At 64.1% G+C, this 24094-nt stretch carries 24 protein-coding genes and 1 tRNA gene; 16 read left to right on the forward strand and 9 right to left on the reverse strand.

The features are described from left to right. Window positions 1-38: 38 nt before the first annotated feature. The 3 genes from AC0L3A_RS25050 to AC0L3A_RS25060 all read left to right on the forward strand — a co-directional run bounded on the left by AC0L3A_RS25050 (window position 39) and on the right by AC0L3A_RS25060 (window position 2113). Window positions 39-677, forward strand: a complete 639-nt coding sequence (locus tag AC0L3A_RS25050; protein ID WP_473255380.1) for a recombinase family protein — start codon at window positions 39-41, stop codon at window positions 675-677. A gap of 150 nt (window positions 678-827) precedes the next feature. Further along, a complete protein-coding gene (locus AC0L3A_RS25055) occupies window positions 828-1574 on the forward strand; it encodes a hypothetical protein (RefSeq protein WP_473255381.1) in 747 nt (248 codons plus the stop codon). Further along, the gene (locus AC0L3A_RS25060; protein ID WP_473255382.1) at window positions 1571-2113 is read left to right on the forward strand and encodes a PIN domain-containing protein; all 543 of its coding nucleotides are present in this window, start codon (window positions 1571-1573) and stop codon (window positions 2111-2113) included. The genes AC0L3A_RS25055 and AC0L3A_RS25060 overlap by 4 nt, the downstream gene beginning before the upstream one ends. A 6-nt stretch (window positions 2114-2119) precedes the next feature. On the opposite strand, the gene AC0L3A_RS25065 is transcribed toward AC0L3A_RS25060, so the two are convergent. Together AC0L3A_RS25065 and AC0L3A_RS25070 are read right to left on the reverse strand one after the other, a co-directional pair. Next, window positions 2120-3703 carry a DUF6538 domain-containing protein gene (locus AC0L3A_RS25065; protein ID WP_473255390.1) on the reverse strand — a complete coding sequence of 528 codons (1584 nt, stop codon included), beginning with the start codon at window positions 3701-3703 and terminating at the stop codon, window positions 2120-2122. A gap of 86 nt (window positions 3704-3789) precedes the next feature. After that, a tRNA-Leu gene (locus tag AC0L3A_RS25070) sits at window positions 3790-3876 on the reverse strand. Between the two features lie 161 nt (window positions 3877-4037). Between AC0L3A_RS25070 and AC0L3A_RS25075 the strand changes: the two genes are divergently transcribed. Then, window positions 4038-5003 carry a complex I NDUFA9 subunit family protein gene (locus tag AC0L3A_RS25075; protein ID WP_354200314.1) on the forward strand — a complete coding sequence of 322 codons (966 nt, stop codon included), beginning with the start codon at window positions 4038-4040 and terminating at the stop codon, window positions 5001-5003. Between the two features lie 133 nt (window positions 5004-5136). Here AC0L3A_RS25075 and AC0L3A_RS25080 read toward each other — a convergent pair whose 3' ends face one another. Then, window positions 5137-5943 carry an undecaprenyl-diphosphate phosphatase gene (locus AC0L3A_RS25080; protein ID WP_007598554.1) on the reverse strand — a complete coding sequence of 269 codons (807 nt, stop codon included), beginning with the start codon at window positions 5941-5943 and terminating at the stop codon, window positions 5137-5139. 170 nt (window positions 5944-6113) lie between these two features. Here AC0L3A_RS25080 and AC0L3A_RS25085 point away from each other — a divergent pair, with 170 nt between their 5' ends. The 3 genes from AC0L3A_RS25085 (at window position 6114) to AC0L3A_RS25095 (ending at window position 8944) form a co-directional block, all read left to right on the forward strand. After that, window positions 6114-6806 (forward strand): glutathione S-transferase family protein, encoded by a 693-nt coding sequence (locus tag AC0L3A_RS25085; protein ID WP_007598553.1) that lies wholly within the window; start codon window positions 6114-6116, stop codon window positions 6804-6806. Continuing rightward, complete coding sequence (gene queG / locus AC0L3A_RS25090) at window positions 6755-7945, forward strand: tRNA epoxyqueuosine(34) reductase QueG (RefSeq protein ID WP_007598552.1); 1191 nt, start codon at window positions 6755-6757, stop codon at window positions 7943-7945. The genes AC0L3A_RS25085 and queG overlap by 52 nt, the downstream gene beginning before the upstream one ends. Before the next feature lie 201 nt (window positions 7946-8146). Continuing rightward, complete coding sequence (locus AC0L3A_RS25095) at window positions 8147-8944, forward strand: acyl-CoA thioesterase domain-containing protein (RefSeq protein WP_035993858.1); 798 nt, start codon at window positions 8147-8149, stop codon at window positions 8942-8944. Window positions 8945-8961: 17 nt separating this feature from the next. Here AC0L3A_RS25095 and AC0L3A_RS25100 read toward each other — a convergent pair whose 3' ends face one another. Beyond that, on the reverse strand, window positions 8962-9429 hold the full coding sequence (locus tag AC0L3A_RS25100; RefSeq protein WP_007598549.1) for a nuclear transport factor 2 family protein: 468 nt from the start codon (window positions 9427-9429) through the stop codon (window positions 8962-8964). Window positions 9430-9578: 149 nt separating this feature from the next. Further along, window positions 9579-10403 carry an alpha/beta hydrolase gene (locus AC0L3A_RS25105; RefSeq protein ID WP_354127088.1) on the reverse strand — a complete coding sequence of 275 codons (825 nt, stop codon included), beginning with the start codon at window positions 10401-10403 and terminating at the stop codon, window positions 9579-9581. Between the two features lie 249 nt (window positions 10404-10652). Between AC0L3A_RS25105 and infC the strand changes: the two genes are divergently transcribed. Next, a complete protein-coding gene (gene infC / locus AC0L3A_RS25110) occupies window positions 10653-11192 on the forward strand; it encodes a translation initiation factor IF-3 (RefSeq protein ID WP_085349942.1) in 540 nt (179 codons plus the stop codon). A 106-nt stretch (window positions 11193-11298) separates the two neighbouring features. On the opposite strand, the gene AC0L3A_RS25115 is transcribed toward infC, so the two are convergent. Then, window positions 11299-11703, reverse strand: a complete 405-nt coding sequence (locus AC0L3A_RS25115) for a hypothetical protein (RefSeq protein ID WP_007598546.1) — start codon at window positions 11701-11703, stop codon at window positions 11299-11301. A 270-nt stretch (window positions 11704-11973) separates the two neighbouring features. Between AC0L3A_RS25115 and rpmI the strand changes: the two genes are divergently transcribed. Together rpmI and rplT are read left to right on the forward strand one after the other, a co-directional pair. Beyond that, complete coding sequence (gene rpmI, locus AC0L3A_RS25120) at window positions 11974-12174, forward strand: 50S ribosomal protein L35 (protein ID WP_007598540.1); 201 nt, start codon at window positions 11974-11976, stop codon at window positions 12172-12174. 80 nt (window positions 12175-12254) lie between these two features. Beyond that, window positions 12255-12614, forward strand: coding sequence for a 50S ribosomal protein L20 (gene rplT, locus AC0L3A_RS25125; RefSeq protein WP_007598538.1), 360 nt, complete (start codon window positions 12255-12257; stop codon window positions 12612-12614). A gap of 3 nt (window positions 12615-12617) precedes the next feature. On the opposite strand, the gene AC0L3A_RS25130 is transcribed toward rplT, so the two are convergent. Then, entirely contained in the window at window positions 12618-13028 is a 411-nt protein-coding gene (locus AC0L3A_RS25130; RefSeq protein WP_354127087.1) for a hypothetical protein, read from the reverse strand. Between the two features lie 150 nt (window positions 13029-13178). On the opposite strand from AC0L3A_RS25130, the gene pheS reads away from it, so the two are divergent. The 4 genes from pheS to AC0L3A_RS25150 all read left to right on the forward strand — a co-directional run bounded on the left by pheS (window position 13179) and on the right by AC0L3A_RS25150 (window position 18017). Next, window positions 13179-14261 (forward strand): phenylalanine--tRNA ligase subunit alpha, encoded by a 1083-nt coding sequence (pheS, locus tag AC0L3A_RS25135; protein WP_473255383.1) that lies wholly within the window; start codon window positions 13179-13181, stop codon window positions 14259-14261. An 86-nt stretch (window positions 14262-14347) separates the two neighbouring features. After that, window positions 14348-14818 carry an endonuclease domain-containing protein gene (locus AC0L3A_RS25140; RefSeq protein ID WP_473255384.1) on the forward strand — a complete coding sequence of 157 codons (471 nt, stop codon included), beginning with the start codon at window positions 14348-14350 and terminating at the stop codon, window positions 14816-14818. Continuing rightward, entirely contained in the window at window positions 14815-17223 is a 2409-nt protein-coding gene (gene pheT, locus AC0L3A_RS25145) for a phenylalanine--tRNA ligase subunit beta (RefSeq protein ID WP_473255385.1), read from the forward strand. The genes AC0L3A_RS25140 and pheT overlap by 4 nt, the downstream gene beginning before the upstream one ends. Before the next feature lie 23 nt (window positions 17224-17246). Next, entirely contained in the window at window positions 17247-18017 is a 771-nt protein-coding gene (locus tag AC0L3A_RS25150; protein ID WP_219681922.1) for a sulfite exporter TauE/SafE family protein, read from the forward strand. Window positions 18018-18152: 135 nt separating this feature from the next. On the opposite strand, the gene AC0L3A_RS25155 is transcribed toward AC0L3A_RS25150, so the two are convergent. Next, window positions 18153-19550 carry a flavin monoamine oxidase family protein gene (locus AC0L3A_RS25155; RefSeq protein WP_473255386.1) on the reverse strand — a complete coding sequence of 466 codons (1398 nt, stop codon included), beginning with the start codon at window positions 19548-19550 and terminating at the stop codon, window positions 18153-18155. Window positions 19551-19742: 192 nt separating this feature from the next. On the opposite strand from AC0L3A_RS25155, the gene AC0L3A_RS25160 reads away from it, so the two are divergent. Then, the gene (locus AC0L3A_RS25160; RefSeq protein WP_354200306.1) at window positions 19743-20720 is read left to right on the forward strand and encodes a YiiX/YebB-like N1pC/P60 family cysteine hydrolase; all 978 of its coding nucleotides are present in this window, start codon (window positions 19743-19745) and stop codon (window positions 20718-20720) included. 229 nt (window positions 20721-20949) lie between these two features. Here AC0L3A_RS25160 and AC0L3A_RS25165 read toward each other — a convergent pair whose 3' ends face one another. Beyond that, the gene (locus AC0L3A_RS25165; protein ID WP_007598521.1) at window positions 20950-21225 is read right to left on the reverse strand and encodes a metal-sensitive transcriptional regulator; all 276 of its coding nucleotides are present in this window, start codon (window positions 21223-21225) and stop codon (window positions 20950-20952) included. Window positions 21226-21275: 50 nt separating this feature from the next. Between AC0L3A_RS25165 and AC0L3A_RS25170 the strand changes: the two genes are divergently transcribed. Beyond that, complete coding sequence (locus tag AC0L3A_RS25170) at window positions 21276-23711, forward strand: heavy metal translocating P-type ATPase (protein WP_473255387.1); 2436 nt, start codon at window positions 21276-21278, stop codon at window positions 23709-23711. The last annotated feature ends 383 nt before the right edge of the window (window positions 23712-24094 follow it).

Raw genomic sequence — 24094 nt, forward strand, 5'->3', positions numbered from 1 at the left:
AACAACGGACGATACCCTAGCGGACAACAGAGGCGATCATGGCCACGATCTTCTACGCGCGAGTTTCCACCACCGACCAAACCGTCGAGCATCAGCGGATCGGAGCGGAGGCGGCAGGCTTCAAGATCGACCGCGTCGTCGCGGACCATGGCGTCTCGGGCATCAGCACTCGCCTTGCAGAACGTCCTGAGGGCAAGCGCCTTTTCGACATACTCCGCAGCGGAGACACTCTCGTCGTGCGCTGGATCGACCGCCTCGGGCGAAACTACGGCGACGTTTGCGACACCATCAGGGAGTTCATGCGGCGCGGTGTTGTGATCCGCACAGTGATCAACGGGCTCACTTTCGATGGCGCAACCAAGGACCCTATGCAGCAGGCTGTCAGGGACGCGCTCATTGCCTTCATGGCGGCCACTGCGCAAGCCAACGCCGAGGCCATCAAGGAAGCACAGCGGGGCGGCATCGCTCTCGCGAAGGCTACAGCAGGTGAGACGAAGTATCGGGGACGCAAGCCGACGTTCGATGAGGGGCAGCTCGAAACTGTCCGCAACATGCTGGAGCAATCAGCGGGGGTCGGGCAGATCGCGACTGCAACCGGGCTGAGCCGACAGACGATCTATCGGATCAAGGAAGACCCGGTCGGGGCCGAGGCCGCGCTGCGGAGTTGGGCTGCTTAGACGGCCAGCTCTAAGTGCATCTTCCGGGCCCAATCAGTGTTTTTCTTCGGAGCCTTGTCCGAGCTGCCGAAGCGTTCTAACTTCGTTCTGGTGTAACGGTCCGTCAAAGCAAGTGTGTGAGTGTCTGCGCAGTCAGCAGGGAAGCGGGTGATGGCCATCGAGTACCGCCTTCGGATCGACAGCGATCTATCGCCAGAGACGTTCCCTATGGCGCGGCTCGCCGACTACCTGTCGTCACTCGCGAAGTTGCTCGGGCAACCGTCGAACGTCCACTTCCAAGACATCCTCACAGGCTCCTCGGTCCTCGTCGCTCGGGTTGACGATGTCGGGGTCTCCAATGTGCGCGAACGGATTAGGGGCGTCTCCACGGGGTTTGGCCCCAAGGATGCTCTGAAAGCGTTTGATGAGATCGACGCGCTGCTCCGCCAGGACAACGCGACCGCTACCCTTGTGAGCGAGCACGAAGGCATCGTCATTCCCTTTCCCGGCAAGGCACGCCCCGAGCCGGTTGTCTTCGGCCCATTCAAGCAGGATGGGACCCTCGATGGACAAGTCATCCGGGTAGGCGGAACCGATGACACCGTGCCGGTTCACCTGAGAGACACCGACGCCATACACACCCACCTTCACGCCTCGCCTGAGGTGGCCCGCAAGGTCGCGCAACACCTCCTCGGGCCAACCATTCGTGTCCACGGCACGGGCACATGGTTTCGAGATGGCGACGGGACGTGGGAGTTGAAGTCGTTCAAGATCGCCGACTTCGAGGTGCTGGGCGAAGAGCCCCTCTCGGAGGTCGTGCGCGGCATCCGCCAAGCGGGTGGTAGCCAGTGGAACGAGGTGCCCGATCCTGTTCGCTTGCTGATCGAACATCGGCGGGACGACGGGGAAGTCCAGTGATCGCTGCATTCGACGCAACCGTCCTTGTCTACGTCGTCGATGAAAACGCCCCCGCTCCGATCGATCTTGGCACGGGCAAGCCTGTCACCGACTGCAAACAGCGTATCGAGTACCTGCTCGAAACGCTGCAGAAGGACGACGCGAAGATCGTCATCCCAACCCCAGCGCTCGGCGAGGTCTTGGTCAAAGCCCGGCAGATGGCCCCCGAGCTGTTGCGGCAGCTCAACTCGTCGAAGCACTTCCGAGTAGCGCCGTTCGATGCGAGAGCGGCTGTAGAATACTCTTCGATGCACGCCCAGAGGATCGGAAAGGGTACCACCAATCGCACCAAAGCGAAGTTCGACGAGCAGATCGTCGCAATCTCGCGCGTCGAGAATGTCCAAGTCATCTATTCGGACGACGGGGACATCAAGAAACTCGCGGGGCCCAAGATCAAGGTCATAGGAATTGCAGAGCTACCGCTGCCGCCTGCAAAGGCGCAGAGCGACATGTTCGATCAGCACTACTCCCAAGACCCCAACTACGGGAAGTGGGGGTAGGCAGCGTCAAGCCGCACGGGCAGCGGCTTCTTCGCCTCGAAGCTCGTACCTTGGCAGCTTGCAGACTTCGACATACAGCCCGGCAGGATCACCATAGACCCGCTCGTCTACGCTCTCGCCAGCGTGGCCAGTGATCATGCGTCGCTTTTCCTGATCCAACCCGTGTTTTCGGCTCTTCGTGATGAAGCGATGCCGCCAGCCATGATTTGGGGCCACCCGCTTATCGGACACGATAGCCCGCACGAACTCCGCAATCCGGTTCTTCAATGCACGCAGCTTGCCCAGCATCTCGCCGTCCTTGGTGACAGTCAGGAATAGGTAGCCCTTGGCTGATGACATGACGAACTCGATGAAGCCTAGCTCGATCAGATGGGGGTGCAACGGCACCTCACGTGCTTCCTTGCTCTTCACCGGACCAGCCTCTGGTGTGATCTTCGCCACGTAATGATCACCCTCACGGCGAATGTCGTCGCGCCTGAGCTGAGCCATCTCGCCAATCCGAGCGCCACTGTAGGCGCACAGCCAAGGGAGCCACCGCTTCGCCGCAGCCGTCTTTGCCTGCTCTTGCGGGGCACCGCTGTAGCTTAGAGCGGACCTCAGGATCGCCGCAGCTTCATCGTCAGTGAACCCCTTGCCTCGCTCGCGGACCTTTTTCCCGATCTTCAGCGTCACCCCCTGAGCCGGATTGCTCGGCAGCTTGTGGTTCCGAACTCCCCAGCCGAACACCGACTTCATTGCTGACAGATCGACATCCTTCACGGTCTTCGGGGAGCGGCCGTCCGCAAGCCTCTTGTCCTTCCAGCCGACGACGTCGTGCGGGGTGATCTGGGTAGCGTCATCGTGCCCCACGAAGACAGCAAACCGTGTGAAGACCGACTTGTACTCGCTGATAGTCTTCTCGGTGACACCGGCCGCCCGGCTCTCCAACTCCCAACCAGCGAAAAGTGCGGCGAAGGTCAGTCCAGCCCGGTCCTTCGGAGCAGCGTCGGGGTCCCATTCAGGAAACCGCTGCTCGACCATGTCCGGCCCATAGTCGCCCCTCCCCCGCCGCTCCAGCAACGCGGTCGCGTCCTTCAGAGCGCCGTGCATGGCACCCGCCAACCGCCTGCGGCTATCATCGTCAACTTGCAGAGCCATCAGCGCCAACATCTCCGAGGCGAACGGCTCCATCTGCTCTGCGCCGGTCGCTGGATCGCGCTTCTGTGCCTCGCGGTTGAGAATGCCCCAGACCGTGGCCCGGCCCGGATCGTCCTCCCAAGTAGCCTTGGCCGCTCGATACCATTCACCCGCGAGTGCGATGGTTTCTTTGTGCGTTAGTCGGTGCGGCCCCTCGCGCAGGGAGCGCCACACGTCATCGAGGTAGGCGAGTGCTTTGGCCTGCCGTGCCTTGGCCTCCCGGGGGTCATGGGTGCGCAGCGACACCTTGATCGTTCCGGCGCGACCGACCTGCACCGCCGCAGTCTCCTCCCCCACGGGGACGTGCAGCACCAAGCCCGCCGCCTTGTCAGTAAGGTCAGCAGGGACGCGCTTTCGGAGGTAGTGAACGGAGGAGCCGTCGCGGCGGATAGGAGAGGCCATTCGTAGAAGCATGTGTACCGTCTCTGTGTACCAGTTGAGACGGTCGATCACCCTTGAGTATCAGGGACTTCAGCGAAATCAACTACATCGGAGAGCGATGGTGCCCAGGAAAGGACTCGAACCTTCACGGCCGTTAAGCCACTGGCACCTGAAGCCAGCGCGTCTACCAATTCCACCACCTGGGCATGCCGGTTAGGCACGGAGGCGGTTACTACGGTTCGGTGACGCGGTTGTCAATTCATGCTTGAACCCCGCTTCGGGATGCGGATTGCGCATCGCAAACCGGCCCGATACAAGCCTGACGAGACGCACTCTTCCCGCAGGAACGACCCCAGGAATGGATCCCATGGCATCGAATCTGGACACGCTCGTCACGGTTTTCGGCGGATCGGGGTTTTTGGGCCGGAATGTCGTCCGCGCACTGTGCCGGCGCGACTACCGGATCCGGGTCGCGGTGCGGCGGCCGGAGCTGGCCGGGTACCTCCAGCCCTCCGGCAAGGTCGGGCAGGTCCACACCGTGCAGGCCAACGTGCGCTATCCGGCCTCGATCGAGGCGGCACTGCGTGATTCACAGGTCGTGATCAATCTGGTCGGCATCCTCGCCGAGGGCGGCGCGCAGAGTTTTGATGCTGTCCAGGCCAGGGGCGCCGAGACCGTCGCCAAGGCGGCCGCGGCCGCTGGGGCAGACCTGATCCATGTCTCGGCGATCGGCGCCGACGCGGAATCGCCCTCGCGCTATGCCAGGGCCAAGGCGGCTGGCGAAGCGGCGGTGTTGGCCGCGGTGCCGTCGGCGACGATCTTCCGCCCCTCCGTGATGTTCGGCCCCGAGGACCAGTTCACCAACCGCTTCGCGGCGCTGGCGCGGATGTTGCCGGTGGTGCCGCTGATCGGCGGTGAAACCAGGATGCAGCCGGTCTATGTCGGCGACGTCGCCACCGCGGTCGCGGATGCCGTCGACGGCAAGGCCAAGGCGGGCGCGACCTACGAGCTCGGCGGACCGGAAGTGCTGACCATGCGCGAGATCATCGAGGCCATTCTCGAGATCGCCGATCGCAAGCGAATGCTCATGCCGCTGCCGTTTGGCCTCGCCCGCTTCAAGGCCAACTTCCTGCAATTCGCGCCGGGCGCGCTGAAGCTGACGCCGGACCAGGTCACGCTGCTCGCGCGCGATAATGTGGTGTCGGACGCGGCGAAGGCCGCTGGGCTAACGCTGGAAGGCCTCGGCATCACGCCCGACTCGCTTGAAGCGATCGCCCCGCAATATCTCTGGCGCTTCCGCGCCGCCGGGCAATTCCAGCGCAAGAGCGCGTAACCATCCCCCACCGTCATGGCCGGGCTTGTCCCGGCCATCCACGCCTTTTCAAGGGCCAAGAACGTGGATGCCCGGCACAAGGCCGGGCATGACGAACTTCAACGTCTGGACTGCAGTTGTTTGACGTTCGGGTTTACCGCCCCAGCGCCAGCGCGATCAGGCCGAGCGTGCCGACGATCACGCGCCACCAGGCGAACACCACGAAGCCGTGGCGAGTGACGTATTCCAGGAACGTCTTCACCACGATGATCGCGGTGACGAACGACACCACGAAGCCGATCGCGACGATGCCCATGTGGTCCATCGTCATCTCGGAGCGGTTCTTGTAGAAATCGTAGGCGAACGCGCCGATCATGGTGGGAATGGCGAGGAAGAACGAGAACTCCGCCGCCGCGCGCTTGTCGGCCCCCAGGAACATCGCCGCGACGATGCTGGCACCGGAGCGCGACACGCCCGGGATCATCGCGATGCACTGCGCGATGCCGATATAGAGATACATCAGCAACGGAAACCGGGTGGCGTCGTGCTCGCGCGCCTTGAGATCGAGCTTATCGACCCAGAGCAGGATGGCGCCCCCGACGATCAGCGAGAAGCACACCACCCATGGATTGAACAGCATGCTCTTGATGTATTTGCCGGCGACGAGACCGACGACGACCGCGGGCAGGAACGCCACCAGCACGCCGAGCACGAAGCGGCGTGCATAGGCGTCGCCCGTGAACATGCCGATTGCGACGTCCCATAATTTCTTGAAGTACAACACGACGATCGCGAGGATCGCGCCGAGCTGGATCAGGACCGTAAACGAATCCCAGAACGCGCCTTCGCCGAGATGGAAGAAGCGTTCCGCGAGCAGCAAATGGCCGGTCGAGGACACGGGAAGGAACTCGGTCACACCCTCGATGATGCCGAGGATCACTGCCCGGATTGCATCTGACATATTTACGGTCCATTTCGGCTGGAAAAGCGGGGATCTTCTCGCCCATCCGCTCCCTTGCTGCAATCGCAAAATGCGGCGTCGCGCCCTTGCTTCGCGGTTTTGAATGACTAGTGTGGCGCCGCACAAAACATTGATGGATTCTTAAGCACCATCACATAGTCAAAGGCTTCATGTTTACGCTGTTTCATCATCCGTTCTGCCCGCACTCGCGGTTCATCCGCCTGATCGCGGGAGAATACGGGCTTGAGCTGAAGTTGATCGAAGAGCGCAGCTGGGAGCGGCGCGAAGCATTTCTGCTGCTCAATGCGGCGGGCACGACGCCCGTCCTGGTGGACGACGAGCAGCCGCCGATCCCAGGCGCGGCGATCGTCGCCGAATATGTCGACGAGGCCTATGGCTCCGAGATGGGACTGAAGCGCCTGATGCCGGACACGATCGGCGAGCGCGTCGAGGTCCGCCGGCTGATGGCCTGGTTCAACGAAAAGTTTTTCGAGGAAGTCTCTCACCCGCTCGTCACCGAGCGCATCTACAAGCGCTTCATGAGCGAGGACAACGGCGGCGGACCGCCCTCGGCCGACGTGATGCGCGCCGCCAAGGCAAATGTGCGCTATCATCTGGCCTATATCGGCTGGCTGGCGCAGACGCGTAATTTCCTCGCCGGCGACCGGCTCAGCTACGCGGATCTCGCCGCCGCGGCGCACCTCTCGGCGATCGACTATCTGGGCGACGTGCCATGGAGCGAGGACGACGCGGCAAAGGCGTGGTACGCACGGGTGAAATCCCGCCCGTCGTTCCGTCCGCTGTTGAGCGAATGGCTGGCCGGCGTGCCGGCGTCGCGGACCTACGTGGACCTCGACTTCTGAATTCCGATCCGACCGAACTGAAGACGGCGCTTGCAAACGAGGCACGTGCGCTCGGCTTCGATTGCATCGGCATCACGGAGCCCGGCACGATCGAAAGCGCCGGAAAACATTTCCTCGAGTTCATCGCATCCGGCGGCCATGGCGACATGGACTGGCTCGCCGCGCAGCCGGAGCGCCGGGTCGATCCGCGCGGGCTGTGGCAGGACGTGCGCAGCGTCATCATGCTCGGCGTCAACTACGGCCCCGACCAGGATCCGCTCGCGATCCTGCAACAGCGCACGCGCGCGGCGATCTCGGTCTATGCGCAGGGCGACGACTATCACGACCTCATCAAGAAGCGCCTGAAGGCACTGGCGCGATGGCTGGTCGCGACCTCAACTTGTGAGGTGAAGCCTTGCGAAGTGAAGGTGTTCGTCGACACCGCGGCCGTGATGGAGAAGCCGCTGGCGCAAGCCGCGTATCTGGGCTGGCAGGGCAAGCACACCAATCTGGTCTCGCGCGAATTCGGCTCCTGGCTGTTTCTCGGCGCGATCTACACCACGCTGGAACTGCCGCGCGACGATTCCGAGATCGATCATTGCGGCTCGTGCCGGGCGTGCCTCGACATCTGCCCGACCGCCGCCTTCCCCGCGCCCTACAGGCTCGATGCAAGGCGATGCATCTCGTATCTCACCATCGAGAACAAGGGACCGATCCCGCGCGAATTTCGCAAAAACATCGGCAACCGCATCTATGGCTGCGATGATTGCCTCGCCGCCTGCCCCTGGAACAAGTTCGCGCAGGAGGGCCGCGAGGCCAAGCTCGCCGCACGTGACGTTTTGCGCGCGCCGGGTCTCGCCGAGCTCGCACGGCTCGACGACGCTGCGTTTCGTGCGCTGTTCACGAAGTCTCCGGTCAAGCGCATCGGCCGCGAGCGCTTTTTGCGCAACGTGCTGATCGCGATCGGCAACTCCGGCGATGCGGCACTGGCGGACGAGGCGCGGCGATTGCTGGAGGATGAGAGCGCGCTGGTGCGCGGGGCTGCGGTGTGGGCGCTAGGGCAGTTGATGCCGCGGGATGAGTTCGAAACGATCAGGACGAATGCGATTGTTGGCGAGCGCGACGAAAGCGTGCATGAGGAGTGGCGCACCGCCTCCTAGTTCCTCCGCTGTCATGCTCCGCGAAAGCGGGGCATCCAGTACGCCGCGGCGTCTCGACTGAACCACAGCCGTCTCGGAGTACTGGATCGCCCGGTCAAGCCGGGCGATGACACCGTTGTTGTGATGAGAGCGCTTCGCGCCTCCTCACCATGAGGATTGAGCATCTTGATTTCCCCGCAGCTTCCCGCAAAGTCGCGCGTCATGACAAACATGCCTTTCTTCACCCGCGACGGCGACACATTCCATCCGACGGAAGTCGCCAACGGCCCGTGGGATCCGAAATCGCTGCACGGACGCGTCATCATCGGCCTGCTCGGCTTCGCCATCGAGGAGCGCCATTCCGGCCCCGAATTCGTGCCGGCGCGGCTGACCGTCGATATGTTTCGGCTTCCGACCATCGACAAGCCGATCGAGATGACGACACGTCTGGTGCGCGACGGGATGCGCATCCGCGTCGTGGAAGCAGAGTTCTTATCCGGCGGCGTCGGCATGGCGCGCGCTTCGTGCCAGCTGTTGCGGCGAACGCAGAATCCGGACGGCAATGTCTGGTCGCCGCCGAACTGGGACGTGCCGAAGCCGGCCGACATTCCCAAGCCGACCGATCCCAGGCTCGGCATGAACGGCAAATGGACCACGCGACCGATCGTCGGCCACATGGGCTCGCTCGGGCCACGAAAGCTCTGGATGAGCGAGGTGCGCGAGCTGGTCGCGGGCGTGCCGATGACGCCGTTCGTCCGTGTCGCTACCGGCGCGGACTTCGCCAGTCCGTTCGCCAACGCCGGCGACAAGGGGCTCGGCTACATCAACAGCGACGTCACGATCTATCTGCACCGCCTGCCGGTGACGAACTGGATCGGCTTCGACGTCGTGAACCACCAGGCCACCGATGGTGTGGCGATCGGCGAGTGCTGGCTGTACGATGAAGCGGGCCCGATCGGCACCGCCACAGTTGCGGCGCTGGCGCAGCGCAAGCCGATGGTAAACCCGTCGAAGCGGTAGGAGCGCAACAACGACGGTTAACCCAAGTGCCGCTGCATTTCCGGCCGCGCCTTGAGTTCCGCGCCCTGCCTGGCGACGATCTTCGCGATTCTATCAGGTGCAAACTTCAAATCGACAAACGCCGGCGCGGTGTTCGCGACCTCGTGATAGCTGACGATCCTGCCGTCTCGAAGCGTCATGATCGCCACGCCCTCGAACATCGCCCGCGCGCCATTCGCCTCCGGCAAGGTCGAGCGATAGCTGAACGTGTAGCGCGCATAGAGCGTGGTGCTGTTCGATACCGGGTCGTGCATGTCCCAGCGGAAGTCGGTCGCCGTGCGGTAGAACCAGTCGTCGATCATCGCGGCGATCTTCTCGCGGCCGGCGAAGGCGCCATAGAACACGTCGTGATAGACGCCGTCCTCGGTGAAGAGATCAGCGAAGGCTTTTCCGTTGCGTTGTTCGACCGCGTCGCAGAAGGCGCGCAGCATGGCGGTGGTGGTCATCGGCGATTCTCCCCTCCCATTCTCAGTCATGCCCGGGCGTGACCGGGGCATCCAGTACGCCGCGGCTTCTCGGCTTGAGCACGAGCGCCTCTGGAATACTGGATCGCCCGATCAAGTCGGGCGACGACACCGAGTGCTAGGTCGCGATTTCACCCGATCTCGGCCACCGCGGCAAGAATGCGGGCGATGTCCTGCGGGCGCGAGAGGCGGTGATCGCCGTCCTGGATCATGGTCAGCACGACATCGTCGGCGGGCAGGCGATGAGTCAGCGCGAACGCGTGCTGCCAGGGCACGTCAGGATCCTGCGCTCCTTGCAGGATGCGAACGGGACAGCCGAGGTCGATGGCGCTGCCGAGCACGAGATGGTTGCGCCCCTCCTCGATCAGATTCCGCGTGATCGGATAGGGCGAGCCGTCGCCATAATCCGATGGTCTCAGCCAGACGCCTTTGGTCTCGATCTCCTTCTTCACCGCGGCCGAAAAATTCTTCCACATCAGCTCCTCGGTGAAATCGGGCGCCGGCGCGATCAGCACCAGGCCCGCCAGCGAGGCTTTGGCTTGCTGTGTCTCTTGCCGCTTTTTGATTTCGCGCGCGAGCAACAGCGCCATCCAGCCGCCCATGGACGAGCCGATCAGGACTTGCGGGCCGGCGCAGAACCGCTCGAACACCGCGACGCTTTCCTCGAGCCAGCGCCCGATGGTTCCGTCGGCGAAATCGCCACCGGATTCGCCGTGGCCGGAATAATCGAACCGGACCAATGCACGGCCGTGATCCCGGGCCCATTCGTCCAGCGCCACGGCCTTGCTGCCCCGCATGTCCGATTTGAACCCGCCGAGCCAGACCAGCCCCGGTCCTTGAGCAGATTCTTGACCAGATTCTTGCGTCGCGCGGCGGCGCACTGCGATCCGGCGTGCGGACGGGCCCTCGCCCACATCGATGAAGTCGAGCACGGCATCGGGAATTGCAGGGGTCATGGAACGTTTACTCTGGCTGTGCAGTTTGAGCTGTCCGGACGCGCTCCGCAGCGCAGCCGGACGTCGGCATTTGCCCTTTGGGACGCTTGCGGAACGGAAGCAAGGTGTCTATGTCCCTCTGCGTGCCCCGCCGTGGCCAAAATGCCTCGCATTTGAGGCTTTTTCGACCGCCGCACGAGCGATTGCTTGCCGGCAACCGTATCTTCCTGCAAAATAGCCGCCTCTTTTCATAACTTTGGAGAACCACCCATTCGCCGTCCCAATAAAGCCCCGCCCACTGCCGCCAAAGACGGGCCGCGCATCAATGACGACATTCGCAATGCGCAGATCCAGCTGATCGATCAGACCGGTGACAACAAGGGCACCATCGAGACCGTCGCGGCTATCCGCCTGGCCCAGGAAGCCGGCATGGATCTGGTCGAGATCTCGCCGAACGTCAGCCCTCCCGTCTGCAAGATCATGGACTACGGGAAGTATAAGTATTCCGCGCAGAAAAAAGCCGCCGAAGCCCGCAAGCGGCAGAAGATCGTCGAGATCAAGGAGATCAAGCTCCGCCCGATGATCGACGACCACGATTACGAAGTGAAGATGCGCGCCATGCAGCGGTTCTTCGAAGAAGGCGACAAGGTCAAGATCACCCTGCGCTATCGCGGCCGCGAAATGGCGCACCAGGAGATCGGCACCAAGCTGCTCGACAAGATCAAGACCGACGTCGCCGAGCTCGCCAAGGTGGAGCAGGACGCGCGGTTCGAGGGCCGTCAGGTCGTCATGGTGCTGGCGCCGCGCTGACGCGAGTTGTTCAGGATTGAGAGTTCAACGGCCCGTCCGGCCTTCCGGCGGGCCGTTTTGTTTTGGCCGAGGAAGAAGGGGAGGGAGCGCATCGAATGCTTGGCGACTAACTCCTCGTCGCCTGCCAGGTGCCGCTGCACTGATCGCCGGAGATGATACCCCTCCACGAACCGGCGCCGTTCACGCCGGCAAGCCGACCGCCGCCGCTGGCATGGGACGCCCCGACCGAGACCTGGACCGCGACGGTACCGCTGCGATTGACCTTGCCGGAGACCCGGCCACCGCCGGCGGACGACACCCGGCTGCCGGCGACGGTGAAGGGAACGCTGTAGCCGGAGCTGCAATTGCCGCGGGTGGTGGCGAAGGTGACGTTCCAGACTCCGTCATAGCCGCGGATGCGCGCATCGGCAGTCGAGGGAAACGCAGCCATGGCGAGCACGGCCAACAGCGCCAGGCGGCGCGGACGAGCGAAATCAGTCAAAGACGGAAGCGATTGGGAAAAATGGGGCATTCTGGTCCTGCTCCGGGCGACACGGCCCGGACATGAAGATAGCAATTCCGGATAGTCGGCGGCTAGGTTCCGCCGGTTCATCGTTGCCAATTCGCCCGTCCTCTGTCATAAGCCCAGCCTTCATTGCCCGGCTGATTAAGGGCTGCCGTGGCGGTGTCCGTGCGGGTTTCGCGCTTGTTCGTAAAACCTGAGCACAATCAACGCTCTAACGAGCATTTTGACGGCCAGCCGCCTTTGCGGGCGGATTTCTATGGCCATTAGGAGAGCCAAATGCCCAAGCTGAAGACCAAATCGGGCGCTAAAAAGCGCTTCAAGGTGACTGCCACCGGCAAAGTGATGTTCGCGCATCGTAGCAAGCGTCACGGCATGATCAAGCGGACGAAGAAGCAGATCCGGCAGCTGCGCGGCACCGCCGTGCTGTTCAAGACCGACGGCGACAACGTCAAGAAGTACTTCTTGCCGAACGCCTGATCGCGTCCACGATCATTGCCACCCGCGCCGCAGCTTTCGCGGCGATCCGAACATCAAGTCACTTCTGAAGGATATTTGTCATGGCTCGCGTCAAACGCGGTGTGACCGCCCACGCCAAGCACAAGAAAGTCTACAAGGCCGCCAAGGGTTTCCGCGGCCGCCGCAAGAACACGATCCGCACCGCCAAGCCGGCGGTCGAGAAGGCTCTCGTGTATGCCTTCCGTGATCGCAAGCGCAAGAAGCGGACGTTCCGCGCGCTCTGGATCCAGCGCATCAACGCCGCCGTGCGTCCGTTCGGCCTGACCTACAGCCGCTTTATCGACGGCATGGCCAAGTCCGGGATCACCGTGGACCGCAAGGTGCTGTCGGATCTCGCGATCAACGAGCCCGCGTCGTTCCAGGCGATCGCCGAGAAGGCCAAAGCCGCTCTGGCGGCCTGAAGCCTAACGGCCGGCTCCGCCGGCCTTCAGCGCGCGTTGCGAGTAGCGCTGGGCGATCTCCGCCCGGCAGAATGCGGTGAATGACAGATACATGGTGCCGGATTTATTCCGGTACTTCCGGTCGCACACGCGCATCTCGCGTTGGTAAGCCTGTTTCCGCGCACTGTTGAGGCTGGGCATGAAGTCCGCCTCGCATTTCTTCTCGACGGCGGCGCCGAGCTGGACATCGCCGCTCGCGGTCAATTGGCAATCCTGAAACACTTTCATCGCGCTTTCGCAGCCCTTCTGGGCACCGATGGTGTCGACGACCTCGTCCAGCGTCATGGATTTCTCCATGCAGACCATGGCGCGCGCCGGGGTGCTCGTGACAGAGAGAACGACGGCGAGAGCAGCCAGACCGGATCTTGAGAGCATCGCGAAAGTCTCCTCATATCCTCCTTGGTGCCAGCCTCCCGCGCGAGGTTCAACCCAGCCGCTCGTCAGCCCGAATCACCGGCTTTTCGCTTGACGTTACGGCCTTCGGGCGGCGACAACCCAGCCGAATTTGGCAGCAGGGATTTGACCGTGTCCGACCTCGCAATGCTCGAAACATCCATCCTCGACCAGATCGCCGCCGCCGGCGACGAGGCCGCCCTCGAAGCGGTGCGCGTCGCAGCCCTCGGCAAGAAGGGTTCGATCTCGGCGCTGCTTGCCACGCTCGGAAAAATGTCGCCGGACGAACGCAAGACCCAAGGCGCCGCGATCAACCAGGCCAAGGACCAGGTCACCGAGGCGCTGGCCGCGCGGCGCGACGTCTTGAAATCGGCAGCGCTCGACGCGCGGCTTGCGTCGGAAACCATCGACGTCACCCTGCCGCTGCGCGATGCGCCGGCTGAAGCCGGCCGCATCCATCCGCTGAGCCAGGTCTGGGACGAGCTGACCACGATCTTCGCCGACATGGGATTCTCGGTCGCCGAAGGTCCCGATATCGAGACCGACGACTACAACTTCACCAAGCTGAATTTTCCGGAAGGCCATCCCGCGCGCGAGATGCACGACACCTTCTTCTTCCATCCGAAGGAGGATGGCTCGCGCATGCTGTTGCGCACCCACACCTCGCCGGTGCAGGTGCGCACCATGTTGAGCCAGAAGCCGCCGATCCGCGTGATCTGCCCGGGCCGCACCTATCGCATCGATTCGGATGCGACGCACACGCCGCAATTCCACCAGGTCGAAGGCCTCGTCATCGACAAGCACTCGCATCTCGGCCACCTCAAATGGATCCTGCACGAGTTCTGCAAGGCGTTCTTCGAGGTCGACCATATCAACATGCGTTTCCGGCCCTCGTTCTTCCCGTTCACCGAGCCGTCGCTGGAAGTCGACATCCAGTGCCGCCGCGACAAGGGCGAGATCCGCTTCGGCGAGGGCGAGGACTGGCTCGAGATTCTCGGCTGCGGCATGGTGCATCCGAACGTGCTGCGCGCCTGCGGCATCGATCCCGACGAGTACCAGGGCTTCGCCTGGGGCATGGGCATCGACCGCATCGCCATGTTGAAATACGGCATCGCCGATTTGCGCCAGCTGTTCGACAGCGACGTCCGCTGGCTCTCCCATTACGGCTTCAAGCCGCTCGAAGTGCCGACGCTGGCGGGAGGGCTGAGCTCGTGATGGGCTTGCCCGGACACGCGTACGCAAAGACTCTCTCCGTTCCCTCCCCCCTTGTGGGGGAGGGTCAGGGAGGGGGGTAGCCGCGGATGCCGCACGCAGTTGTGAGCGAACGTCAGCGCAGCCGGGCGAAGCAGCTTCGCCAAGCGATGACGCGCGCCGAAACACTGCTGTGGCGGTATTTGAAAGCTAACCGGATGGATGGTGTCGGCATCCGACGTCAGGCACCGATCGGAAACTACATCGCCGATTTCGTTTGTTTCTCGTCAAAACTCATCATCGAGGTCGATGGGGAATCTCACGATTTCGAAGAGCGCCAAAAGGCGGATCAACAGCGCGATGTGTTCTTTGCTGCCGAGGGTTTTCAGGTTCTGCGCTTCACCAACGAGCAGGTGATGACAAATCTGGAGGGCGTTGTTGAGGCAATCCGCCAGGCGGCATCCGCCGGAGCCCGCGGCTTACCCCCCTCCCTGACCCTCCCCCACAAGGGGGGAGGGAACATTGACACCGACAAAAGCAACTCAGTGAACACCGACAAGAGCCGAGGCACACAGCCATGAAATTCACTCTCTCCTGGCTGAAGGAACATCTCGACACCGACGAGCCGCTGGACAAGCTGGCCGAGAAGCTCACCATGATCGGGCTCGAGGTCGAGAACATCGAGGACAAGGCGAAGGCGCTGAAGCCCTTCACCATCGCGAAGGTGATCTCCGCCGAGCAGCATCCGAATGCCGATCGGCTGCGCGTCTGCATGGTCGACACCGGCGACGGTGGCGCGCCGGTGCAGGTGGTGTGCGGCGCGCCGAATGCGCGGACGGGTCTTGTCAGCGTGTTTTCGCCGCCCGGCACCTACATTCCCGGCAAGGACATCACCCTCGGGGTCGGCACCATCCGCGGCGTCGAGAGCCGCGGCATGCTGTGCTCGGCGGCCGAATTGCAGATTTCCAACGACCATGACGGCATCATGGAATTGCCCGCGGATGCGCCGATCGGCGCTGCTTACGCTGCATGGGCCGGCCTCGGCGATCCCGTGGTCGAGATCAATCTGACACCGAACCGGCAGGACTGCACCGGCGTGCACGGCATCGCGCGCGATCTTGCCGCCGCCGACATGGGCAAGTTCAAGGACCCCACCATCAAGCCGATCAAGGGCGAATTTCCTTGCCCGGTGAAGGTCACGGTCGAGGACGCGACGTTGTGCCCGGGTTTTGCGCTGCGGCTGGTGCGCGGCGTGAAGAACGGGCCGTCGCCGGAGTGGCTGCAGAAGCGGCTGACCGCGATCGGGCTGCGTCCGATCAACGCGCTGGTCGACATCACCAACTTCATGACTTACGACCGCGCGCGGCCGCTGCACGTGTTCGACGCGAAGAAAGTGAAGGGCCATCTCGTGGTGCGCCGCGCCCGTGACGGCGAGACGCTGCTCGCGCTGGACGGCCGCACCTACAATCTCGATCCCAACGTCTGCGTGATCGCGGACGAGCACGGCGTCGAATCGCTCGCCGGCATCATGGGCGGCGAGGCCTCGGGCTGCGACGAGACCACCACGGACGTGCTGATCGAATCGGCGCTGTGGAACGAGATCAACATCGCCCAGACCGGCCGCAAGCTCGGCATCAATTCGGACGCGCGCTACCGTTTCGAGCGCGGTGTCGATCCGGCTTTCATGGTGCCCGGGCTAGAGCTCGCGACCAAACTCGTGCTGGAGATGTGCGGCGGCACGCCGTCGGAGAACGTCGTGGTCGGCAAGACCTTCGGCGACGACCGCGTGATCGATTTTCCGGTCAACGAGGTCAAGCGGCTGTCGGGCATCGAAGTGCCGATGCCGGAGATGAAGCGCATCCTGACCCATCTCGGCTTCATGATGGCGGGCCCGGGTCCGGTCGTGAAGGTCGCCGTGCCGTCGTGGCGTACCGACGTGCACGGCAAAGCCGACATCGTCGAGGAAGTCGTCCGCATCCACGGCGTCGACAAGGTGCCGATGACGCCGTTCGAGCGCGGCGAGGACGCACGCAAACCCGTGCTGACCCCGGTCCAGCTCCGCACCCGCCGCGCCAGGCGCGCGCTGGCGAGCCGCGGCATCATCGAAGCGGTGACATGGTCCTTCATCACGAAATCCGCGGCCGAGCTGTTCGGCGGCGGCCAGCGCGAACTCGAGGTCGCCAACCCGATCGCGTCGGATTTGTCCGACATGCGCCCGACCCTGTTGGCGGGCCTGATCGCGGCGGCGCAGGCCAATGCCGATCGCGGCTTTGGCGATGTCGCGCTGTTCGAAGTCGGGCAGGTGTTCAAGGGCGATCGCCCGCAGGATCAGTTCATGGCGGCAGGCGGCGTCCGCCGCGGCTTTGCGTCATCGCAGGGTCTCGGACGGCACTGGTCGGGTTCGGCGCCGGCTGATTTGTTCGACGCCAAGGCCGATGCGCTCGCGGTGCTCGCCGCTGCCGGCGCGCCGATGCAGGCGCTTCAGATCGTCGCGGGCGGCCCGTCCTGGCTGCATCCCGGGCGCTCCGGCACGATCCAGATCGGGCCGCAGAACGTGCTGGGTTATTTCGGCGAGATGCATCCGCGCGCGCTCGAAGCGCTCGGCGCCGGCGGCCCGCTGATGGTATTCGAGGTGATCCTCGACCGCATCCCCGAAGCGAAGAAGAAGCCGACCCGTGCCAAGCCCGTGATCGAGCTGTCGGCATTTCAGCCCGTGTCGCGTGACTTCGCCTTCATCGTCGACCGCACCGTGAAGGGCGGCGACATCGTGCGCGCGGCCCAGAGCGTCGACAAGAAGCTGATCACCGCTGTGAACGTATTCGACGTCTACGAAGGCAAGGGCATCGACGACGGCAAGAAGTCGATCGCAATCGCGGTGACGATCCAGCCGCGCGAAAAGACCCTGACCGACCAGGAGATCGAGGCCGTCGCCGCGAAGATCGTGGCGGAGGTGACGAAGAAGACCGGCGGCACTTTGAGAGCATGATCATGCTCGAGAAATCATAGAGCATGAGTCTCACGGACTTTCTTCCGAAGGACGTCAGCCTCACCATTGCGATGGCGCTCTGCGCCGTCGCTTTCGTTTCGGGCACCGCGCGCGGCTTCTCCGGCTTCGGCTCGGCGCTGATCTTCATGCCGCTGGCGAGCAGCATCGCGGCGCCGCGTCTGGTTGCCGCGCTGCTCCTCGTGATCGATTTCGTCGCGGCCGCGCCGCTGCTGCCTGACGCCTGGCGCAAGGCCGACCGCAAGGCCACCGCCGTGATCGTGCTGGGCGCGCTGGTCGGCGTGCCCGTCGGCACCTATTTCCTCAGCGTGCTCGAACCCGTCACGACGCGATGGATCATCTCCTGCTTCGTCGCCGCGCTGTTGCTTCTGCTGCTGTCGGGCTGGCGCTATCGCGGCAAGGACCATGCCTGGCTCTCGGTCGGCATCGGCAGCCTCTCCGGCTTCTGTAGCGGCCTCGCCCAGACCGGCGGCCCGCCGATCGTCGGCTACTGGCTCGGCCGTCCGATTGCGCCAATCGTCGCGCGCGCCAACATCTTGCTGTTTTTTGGCGCGTCGGATTTTTTCTCGATGGTCAGTTACGCGACCACTGGCCTGATCTCGCGCGAATCGCTCGTGCTCTCGCTGATCGTCGGTCCGGTCTATGCGATCGGCGTCGCCTTCGGTGCGTCGCTGTTCGGCCGTGCCAGCGAAAAGGTGTTTCGCGCGATTTGCTACGGGCTGATCGCGATCGCGGTGGTCGCGGGACTACCGCTGCTGGATGGGATTTTGCGGTAAGCCATCCATTGTCGTCCTGGCGAAAACCAGGACCCATTACCCCGGTCAGCTTTTATACCCCCAAATCTTCGCCAAACGACTTCCTGGGGTAATGGGTCCTGGATCTGCGTTGCGCTTGTCCAGGACGACGATGACTCAATTGCTCTGCTGCCGCGGCGCGCGCCGCTTCTTCGTCGACTGCGTCGGGACATCGGCCGGCTCGTCCTTGAGCGCGCCGATCTTGCGCAAGGCTGCGTCCGCGGCGCGCTCGCCGCTTTCCCAGGCGCCGTCGACAGTGCCCCACAGCGTCTCGTGCGTGGCTTCGCCGGCGAGGAACATGTTGCCGATTGGCTCCGCGAGGATTCTTCGCGAGAGCTGACCGCCGGGCGAGGCCGCCGACATCGCACCCATCACGAACGGCGAGGCGTTCCAGCGCGTCACGCTGGCCTTCTGCACTGCGGCGGCGACTTCGCTGCCGAACAGCTTCGTGATCCATTCTCTGGCGAAGGCCGTCATCGCCTTCTCGCCTTGCTGAGTGAGATCGCGGCCGAACGAGCCGCCGACATCGATCGAACACAGCGAGGATCCGCCGATATTGGCGAACATCAGCGCCGTGCGCGTCGAGTTGCTCTGCTCGATCAGGATATCGTCGCGCGACAGGCCGAGCGGATTGCCCGGCAGTTGCAGCACGATGTGATCGTAGCTTCCGAGCGTGAGCTTCGATGCAGCATCGAGCGTGCGCTTGGGAATGTCAGGCCCAAACTTGATCGCGCCCGAAATCAGCACATTGGTCGAGACTGTGATGATGGCGGCGCGTGCGGCGATCCTGCCGGCCTGTGTCTCCACGCTGACGTCGCGATTGCTCCAGACGATCCGGCTCGCCGGCGTCGACAACGCGACCGGCGCCTGCTCACCGAGTTTGGTGATCAGGGTCCCCAGGCCCTGGCGGCAGGCGATCGCGGCGTTGCGATCCTGTGCCCGCGCCTTGTCGATCGCAGACAGCTCCTTCAGGTCCTTGCCGGCGAAGCTCGCGCCCAGCATGAACTCGGCCGCGCCGGCCCAATCACCGAGATCCTTCGGCAGCACCGAGGCGCAGGCGGTATCGAGCTTGCCGCGCGCGGCCTCGTCGATGGCGCGGTTGGCGCGCACCAGCGCCGCCAGGAACTCCTCGGTCTCGCCGGCCCGCGCATTGCGGCGGCCGATGCGCATCTTCTGGCCTGATGGGGCCGGCAACACGTCGAGCCCGGCGCTGCGCGCCAGCCGGATCATCGGATTGGTGTCGGGATTGTGCATCCAGCGCGCGCCGCGATCGAACGGCGTGTCGAAGGTGGTCGTATCCGTGATGCAGCGGCCGCCGATCTGCGACGCCGCTTCCACCACCACGACCTTGCGATTGGCCGCCATGATGCGCCGCGCCGCGGCAATTCCGGCCGCGCCCGCACCGATCACGACAATGTCAGCCTCGCGCGGCAGGGTCGCGGCGGTTGCGCGCAGGACCGGCATCGCAGCAAGGCCCGCCGACGCCGATAGGAAGCTGCGGCGCGTGATTGTCATGTCATGGTTTCCGGAGACTTGCAGCAAACGGGAACAGCTAGCGAACCTTGCCGTATCTGATGTTGCGCGGCAACCATCATGGTGAATCAATCGTGCTTGATGTCACGGAGCGATGAACCGAATTGCAACACGTTCCGACCATGGTAGAGAAGAGAAAAAGACGGCCGGAAAAGGCCGTGGGGGAGTTTTGAAATGGGGACGGTCCTGGATTCAGTCGGCAAGCTGATTGCCGCGTACCTCTCGAAGGAGGTGCCGGGCTATGAGCCGTTCACGCCGAGCGACCCCGAGCATCTGCGCGGCATCATGGAGCCCGGCGACGTGCTGCTGGTCGAGGGCAACAACCGCATCTCCGGCATCATCAAATATCTGACGCAGTCGACCTGGTCCCACGGCGCACTCTATGTCGGCCCGATCGAGGGCGCGGAAGAGCCCGACGGCGAGCCGCACGTGCTGATCGAGGCCAATATCGGCGAAGGCGTCACCTCCGCGCCGCTGTCGAAATATTTCCCCTATCACACCCGCGTCTGCCGCCCGGTCGGGCTGTCCTATGAGGACCGCACCACGGTCTGCCGCTATGCGATCAACCGCATCGGCTTCGGCTACGACACCAAGAACATCGTCGACCTGATGCGCTTTCTGTTTCCGCTGCCGATCCCGCAGCGCTGGCGGCGCCGCATGATCTCGATCGGCTCGGGCGATCCCACCAAGATCATCTGCTCGGCCCTGATCGCGCAGGCGTTCGACGCCGTGCGCTATCCGATCCTGCCGAAGATCACCAAGGCCGGCAGCCGTGCTGCCCGCCGCGAGATCCTGCATATCCGCGATTCCTCGCTCTACATGCCCCGCGACTTCGACATCTCGCCCTATTTCGAAGTCGTCAAACCCACCATCGTGCACGGCTTCGACTACACCGCCTTGCACTGGGCCGACAAGCAGAAGCCGCTCGAGGAGGTAGCCGGCACATTCAGTGTGTTTCCAGAAACGTTCAGTGCGCCGCCGCTCGTTCCTGAAGCGATTGACGAAGAGGCGCCGGTTCCGGCTGAAGAAGTGAGCGCGCATCCAGCGGAGATGGTCGATCGCATCACCGTCTCGGAGCGCTTCCGGCGGCTGAAGAAGCTGGCCATGGACCGCCCAAGGCGGCGCGGTCGGGCGCGCGAAAGGGCGGCGTAGCCTCGACTGCCCTGCGTCGTCCTGGCGAAAGCCAGGACCCATTATCCCAGAGAGACGTTTGGCGAAGATTCGTCGTTCGGTAGGGCTACCTGGCAAGCTCGATGGATTCCGCGGTATGGGTCCTGGCTCCCGTGCGCAATTGCGCACTAGGCCAGGACGACGCCAGAGGAAATATCGCGCATCCCTCTCCGCAATTGTGCGAGCGTCGCAAGGGAGCGACGAGCAGAACCTACCGCTCCGCCCGCCCGATCACCGCCATCAGCTCCGCGATCTTCTCGCGCTGGTCGGCCTTGTCGCCGCTCGCGATCGCATGCTCGACGCAATGGGCGACGTGATCTTTCAGAACCTCTTCCTCGACCCGGCGCAGCGCGGCGCGCACCGCCGAGATCTGCGTGACGATGTCGATGCAATAGCGGTCTTCCTCGACCATCTTCGAGAGGCCGCGAACCTGCCCCTCGATCCGGCCGAGACGTTTTCCGACAGATGCCTTGATGTCCTTGCGCATGCGGACTATATACCCCCCTGGGGTATCATTTGCAAGGCCGGAGCGTGGCAATGAACGACGCGGAACACGAGCACCATCACAAGCCGGAAACACATTCCGGATGCGGCTGTTCCAGTAAGGGTGCCCCGGTCGACAAGCCCGCGGCTGCGTCCTGCTGCGGCGCGCACGGCGATCACGCGCATGACCAGGGCGCCGCGGCAAAAGTCCGCGATCCCGTCTGCGGCATGACGGTCGATCCCGCGACGTCCAAGCACCGCTTCGACCATCATGGCGAGACCTTCCATTTCTGCTCGGCCGGCTGCCGCGCCAAATTCGCCGCCGACCCCGCAAAATATCTCGCCAAAGAGAAGACACCCCAGCCCGAGATGCCCGCAGGCACGATCTACACCTGTCCGATGCATCCGCAGATCCGCCAGGCCGGACCCGGCACCTGCCCGATCTGCGGCATGGCTCTGGAGCCGGAAGTGGCAAGTTTGGAGACCGGCCCCAATCCTGAGCTTGCCGACATGACGCGGCGGTTCTGGATCGGCGGCGCGCTGGCGCTGCCGGCCGTCGTGCTGGAGATGGGCGGCCATCTCGCGGGCCCGCACAACTGGATCGATGCGACGCTGTCGAACTGGATCCAGCTCGTCTTCGCCACGCCCGTGGTGCTGTGGGCCGGTTGGCCGTTCTTCGTCCGCGGCTGGCAGTCGCTGCTGACGCGCAACCTCAACATGTTCACGCTGATCGCGATGGGCACGGGCGTTGCCTATGTCTACAGCCTGATCGGCACCATCGCGCCGCAGATTTTCCCGGCCACCTTCCGCGGGCACGAAGGCGCGATCGCGGTCTATTTCGAGGCGGCGGCGGTCATCACCGTGCTGGTGCTGCTCGGGCAGGTGCTGGAGCTGCGCGCCCGCGACGCGACGTCGGGTGCGATCAAGGCGCTGCTGCAGCTCGCGCCGAAGACCGCGCGCCGGGTCGATGCTGACGGCGGCGAGCACGAGGTCGAGATCGACGCACTTCATGCCGGTGACCGCTTGCGCGTGCGTCCTGGCGAAAAAGTGCCGGTCGACGGCGTCATTCTGGAAGGTCGTTCCTCGCTCGACGAGTCGCTGGTCACAGGCGAATCCATGCCGGTGACCAAGGAGACGGACGCGAAGGTGATCGCCGGCACGCTCAACCAATCCGGCAGCTTCATCATGCGCGCCGACAAGGTCGGGCGTGAGACGCTGCTGTCGCAGATCGTGCAGATGGTTGCGGACGCGCAGCGCTCGCGCGCGCCGATCCAGCGTCTCGCCGACCAGGTCGCGGGCTGGTTCGTGCCGGCAGTGATTGCGGTCGCGGTCGCTGCTTTCGCGGCCTGGGCTTGGTTCGGGCCGGAGCCGCGGCTGGCCTTCGGCCTCGTCGCCGCCGTCAGCGTGCTGATCATCGCCTGCCCCTGCGCGCTTGGCCTGGCGACTCCGATGTCGATCATGGTCGGCGTCGGCCGCGGCGCGCAGGCAGGCGTGCTGATCAAGAACGCCGAGGCGCTGGAGCGAATGGAGAAGATCGACACGCTGGTGGTCGACAAGACCGGCACCCTGACCGAGGGCAAGCCGAAGGTGGTCGCGATCGTGCCGGCCACCGGCTTTGCGGAAGATGATATCCTCCGCATGGCCGCCAGCGTCGAGCGCGCCAGCGAGCATCCTCTGGCCGATGCGATCATGCGCGCCGCAAAGGAGAAGCAGCTCGCGCTGGGCCAGGTCGAGCAATTCGATTCGCCGACGGGCAAGGGCGCGACCGGCAAGGTCGACGGCAAAACCATCGTGCTCGGCAATGCCAGATATCTGATGTCGATCGGCATCGACACCAAAACGCTCGATGGCGAGGCCGAACGGCTGCGCGGCGATGGCGCGACCGTGATCAACATGGCGGTCGACGGCCGGCTTGCCGGCCTGTTCGCGATCGCCGATCCGGTCAAGGCTTCCACGCCCGAGGCCCTGAAGGCACTGGCAGCCGAAGGCATCAAGGTCATCATGCTGACCGGTGACAACCGCACCACGGCCGAGGCCGTCGCACGCCGGCTCGGCATCGCCGATGTCGAGGCCGAGGTGCTGCCGGATCAGAAGAGCGCGGTGGTGACAAAGTTGCAGAAGGCCGGCCGCAGCGTCGCGATGGCCGGCGACGGCGTCAACGACGCGCCGGCGCTGGCCGCAGCCGAAGTCGGCATCGCCATGGGCACCGGCACGGACGTGGCGATGGAGAGCGCCGGCGTCACGCTGCTGAAGGGCGATCTCACCGGCATCGTGCGGGCGCGAAAACTGTCGCAGGCGACGATGAGCAACATCCGGCAAAACCTGTTCTTCGCCTTCATCTACAACGCCGCCGGCATTCCGATCGCGGCCGGAATTCTCTATCCGACCTTCGGCGTGCTGCTCTCACCGATCATCGCCGCGGCCGCGATGGCGCTGTCCTCGGTCAGCGTCGTTGGAAATGCGCTGCGGCTGCGGGCAACGCGGCTGTGAGCGAGCGCCCTCTCTCTCGCACCGTTCACGAAACGAGGTAAGATGCGCGTAGCCCGGATGGAGCGGAGCGAAATCCGGGATCTGTCCACGTATCGAAGCCGCCACGGATTGCGCTTCGCTCCATCCGGGCTACCACATCATCGCCGAACGCGGCGTGCGTTATGGCCGCGTGGTGATGATCCCGACGGGGGAAGCGAAGCCGACGAAGGCACACAAGCAGGCGCACCGGCATGAGTAGATTTGCCGCGCAGGCGGTGCGTTCCCCTCTCCCCTTGTGGGAGAGGGTGGCTCGCCGCTCAGCAGCGAGACGGGCGAGGGGTCTCTCTCCGCGCCGAAACCACGTAGAGCTCGCGGGGCGGCCCCCCACAGCCGGTGTGGTATAA

It is taken from the genome of Bradyrhizobium sp. MI1.3 (assembly GCF_055811695.1).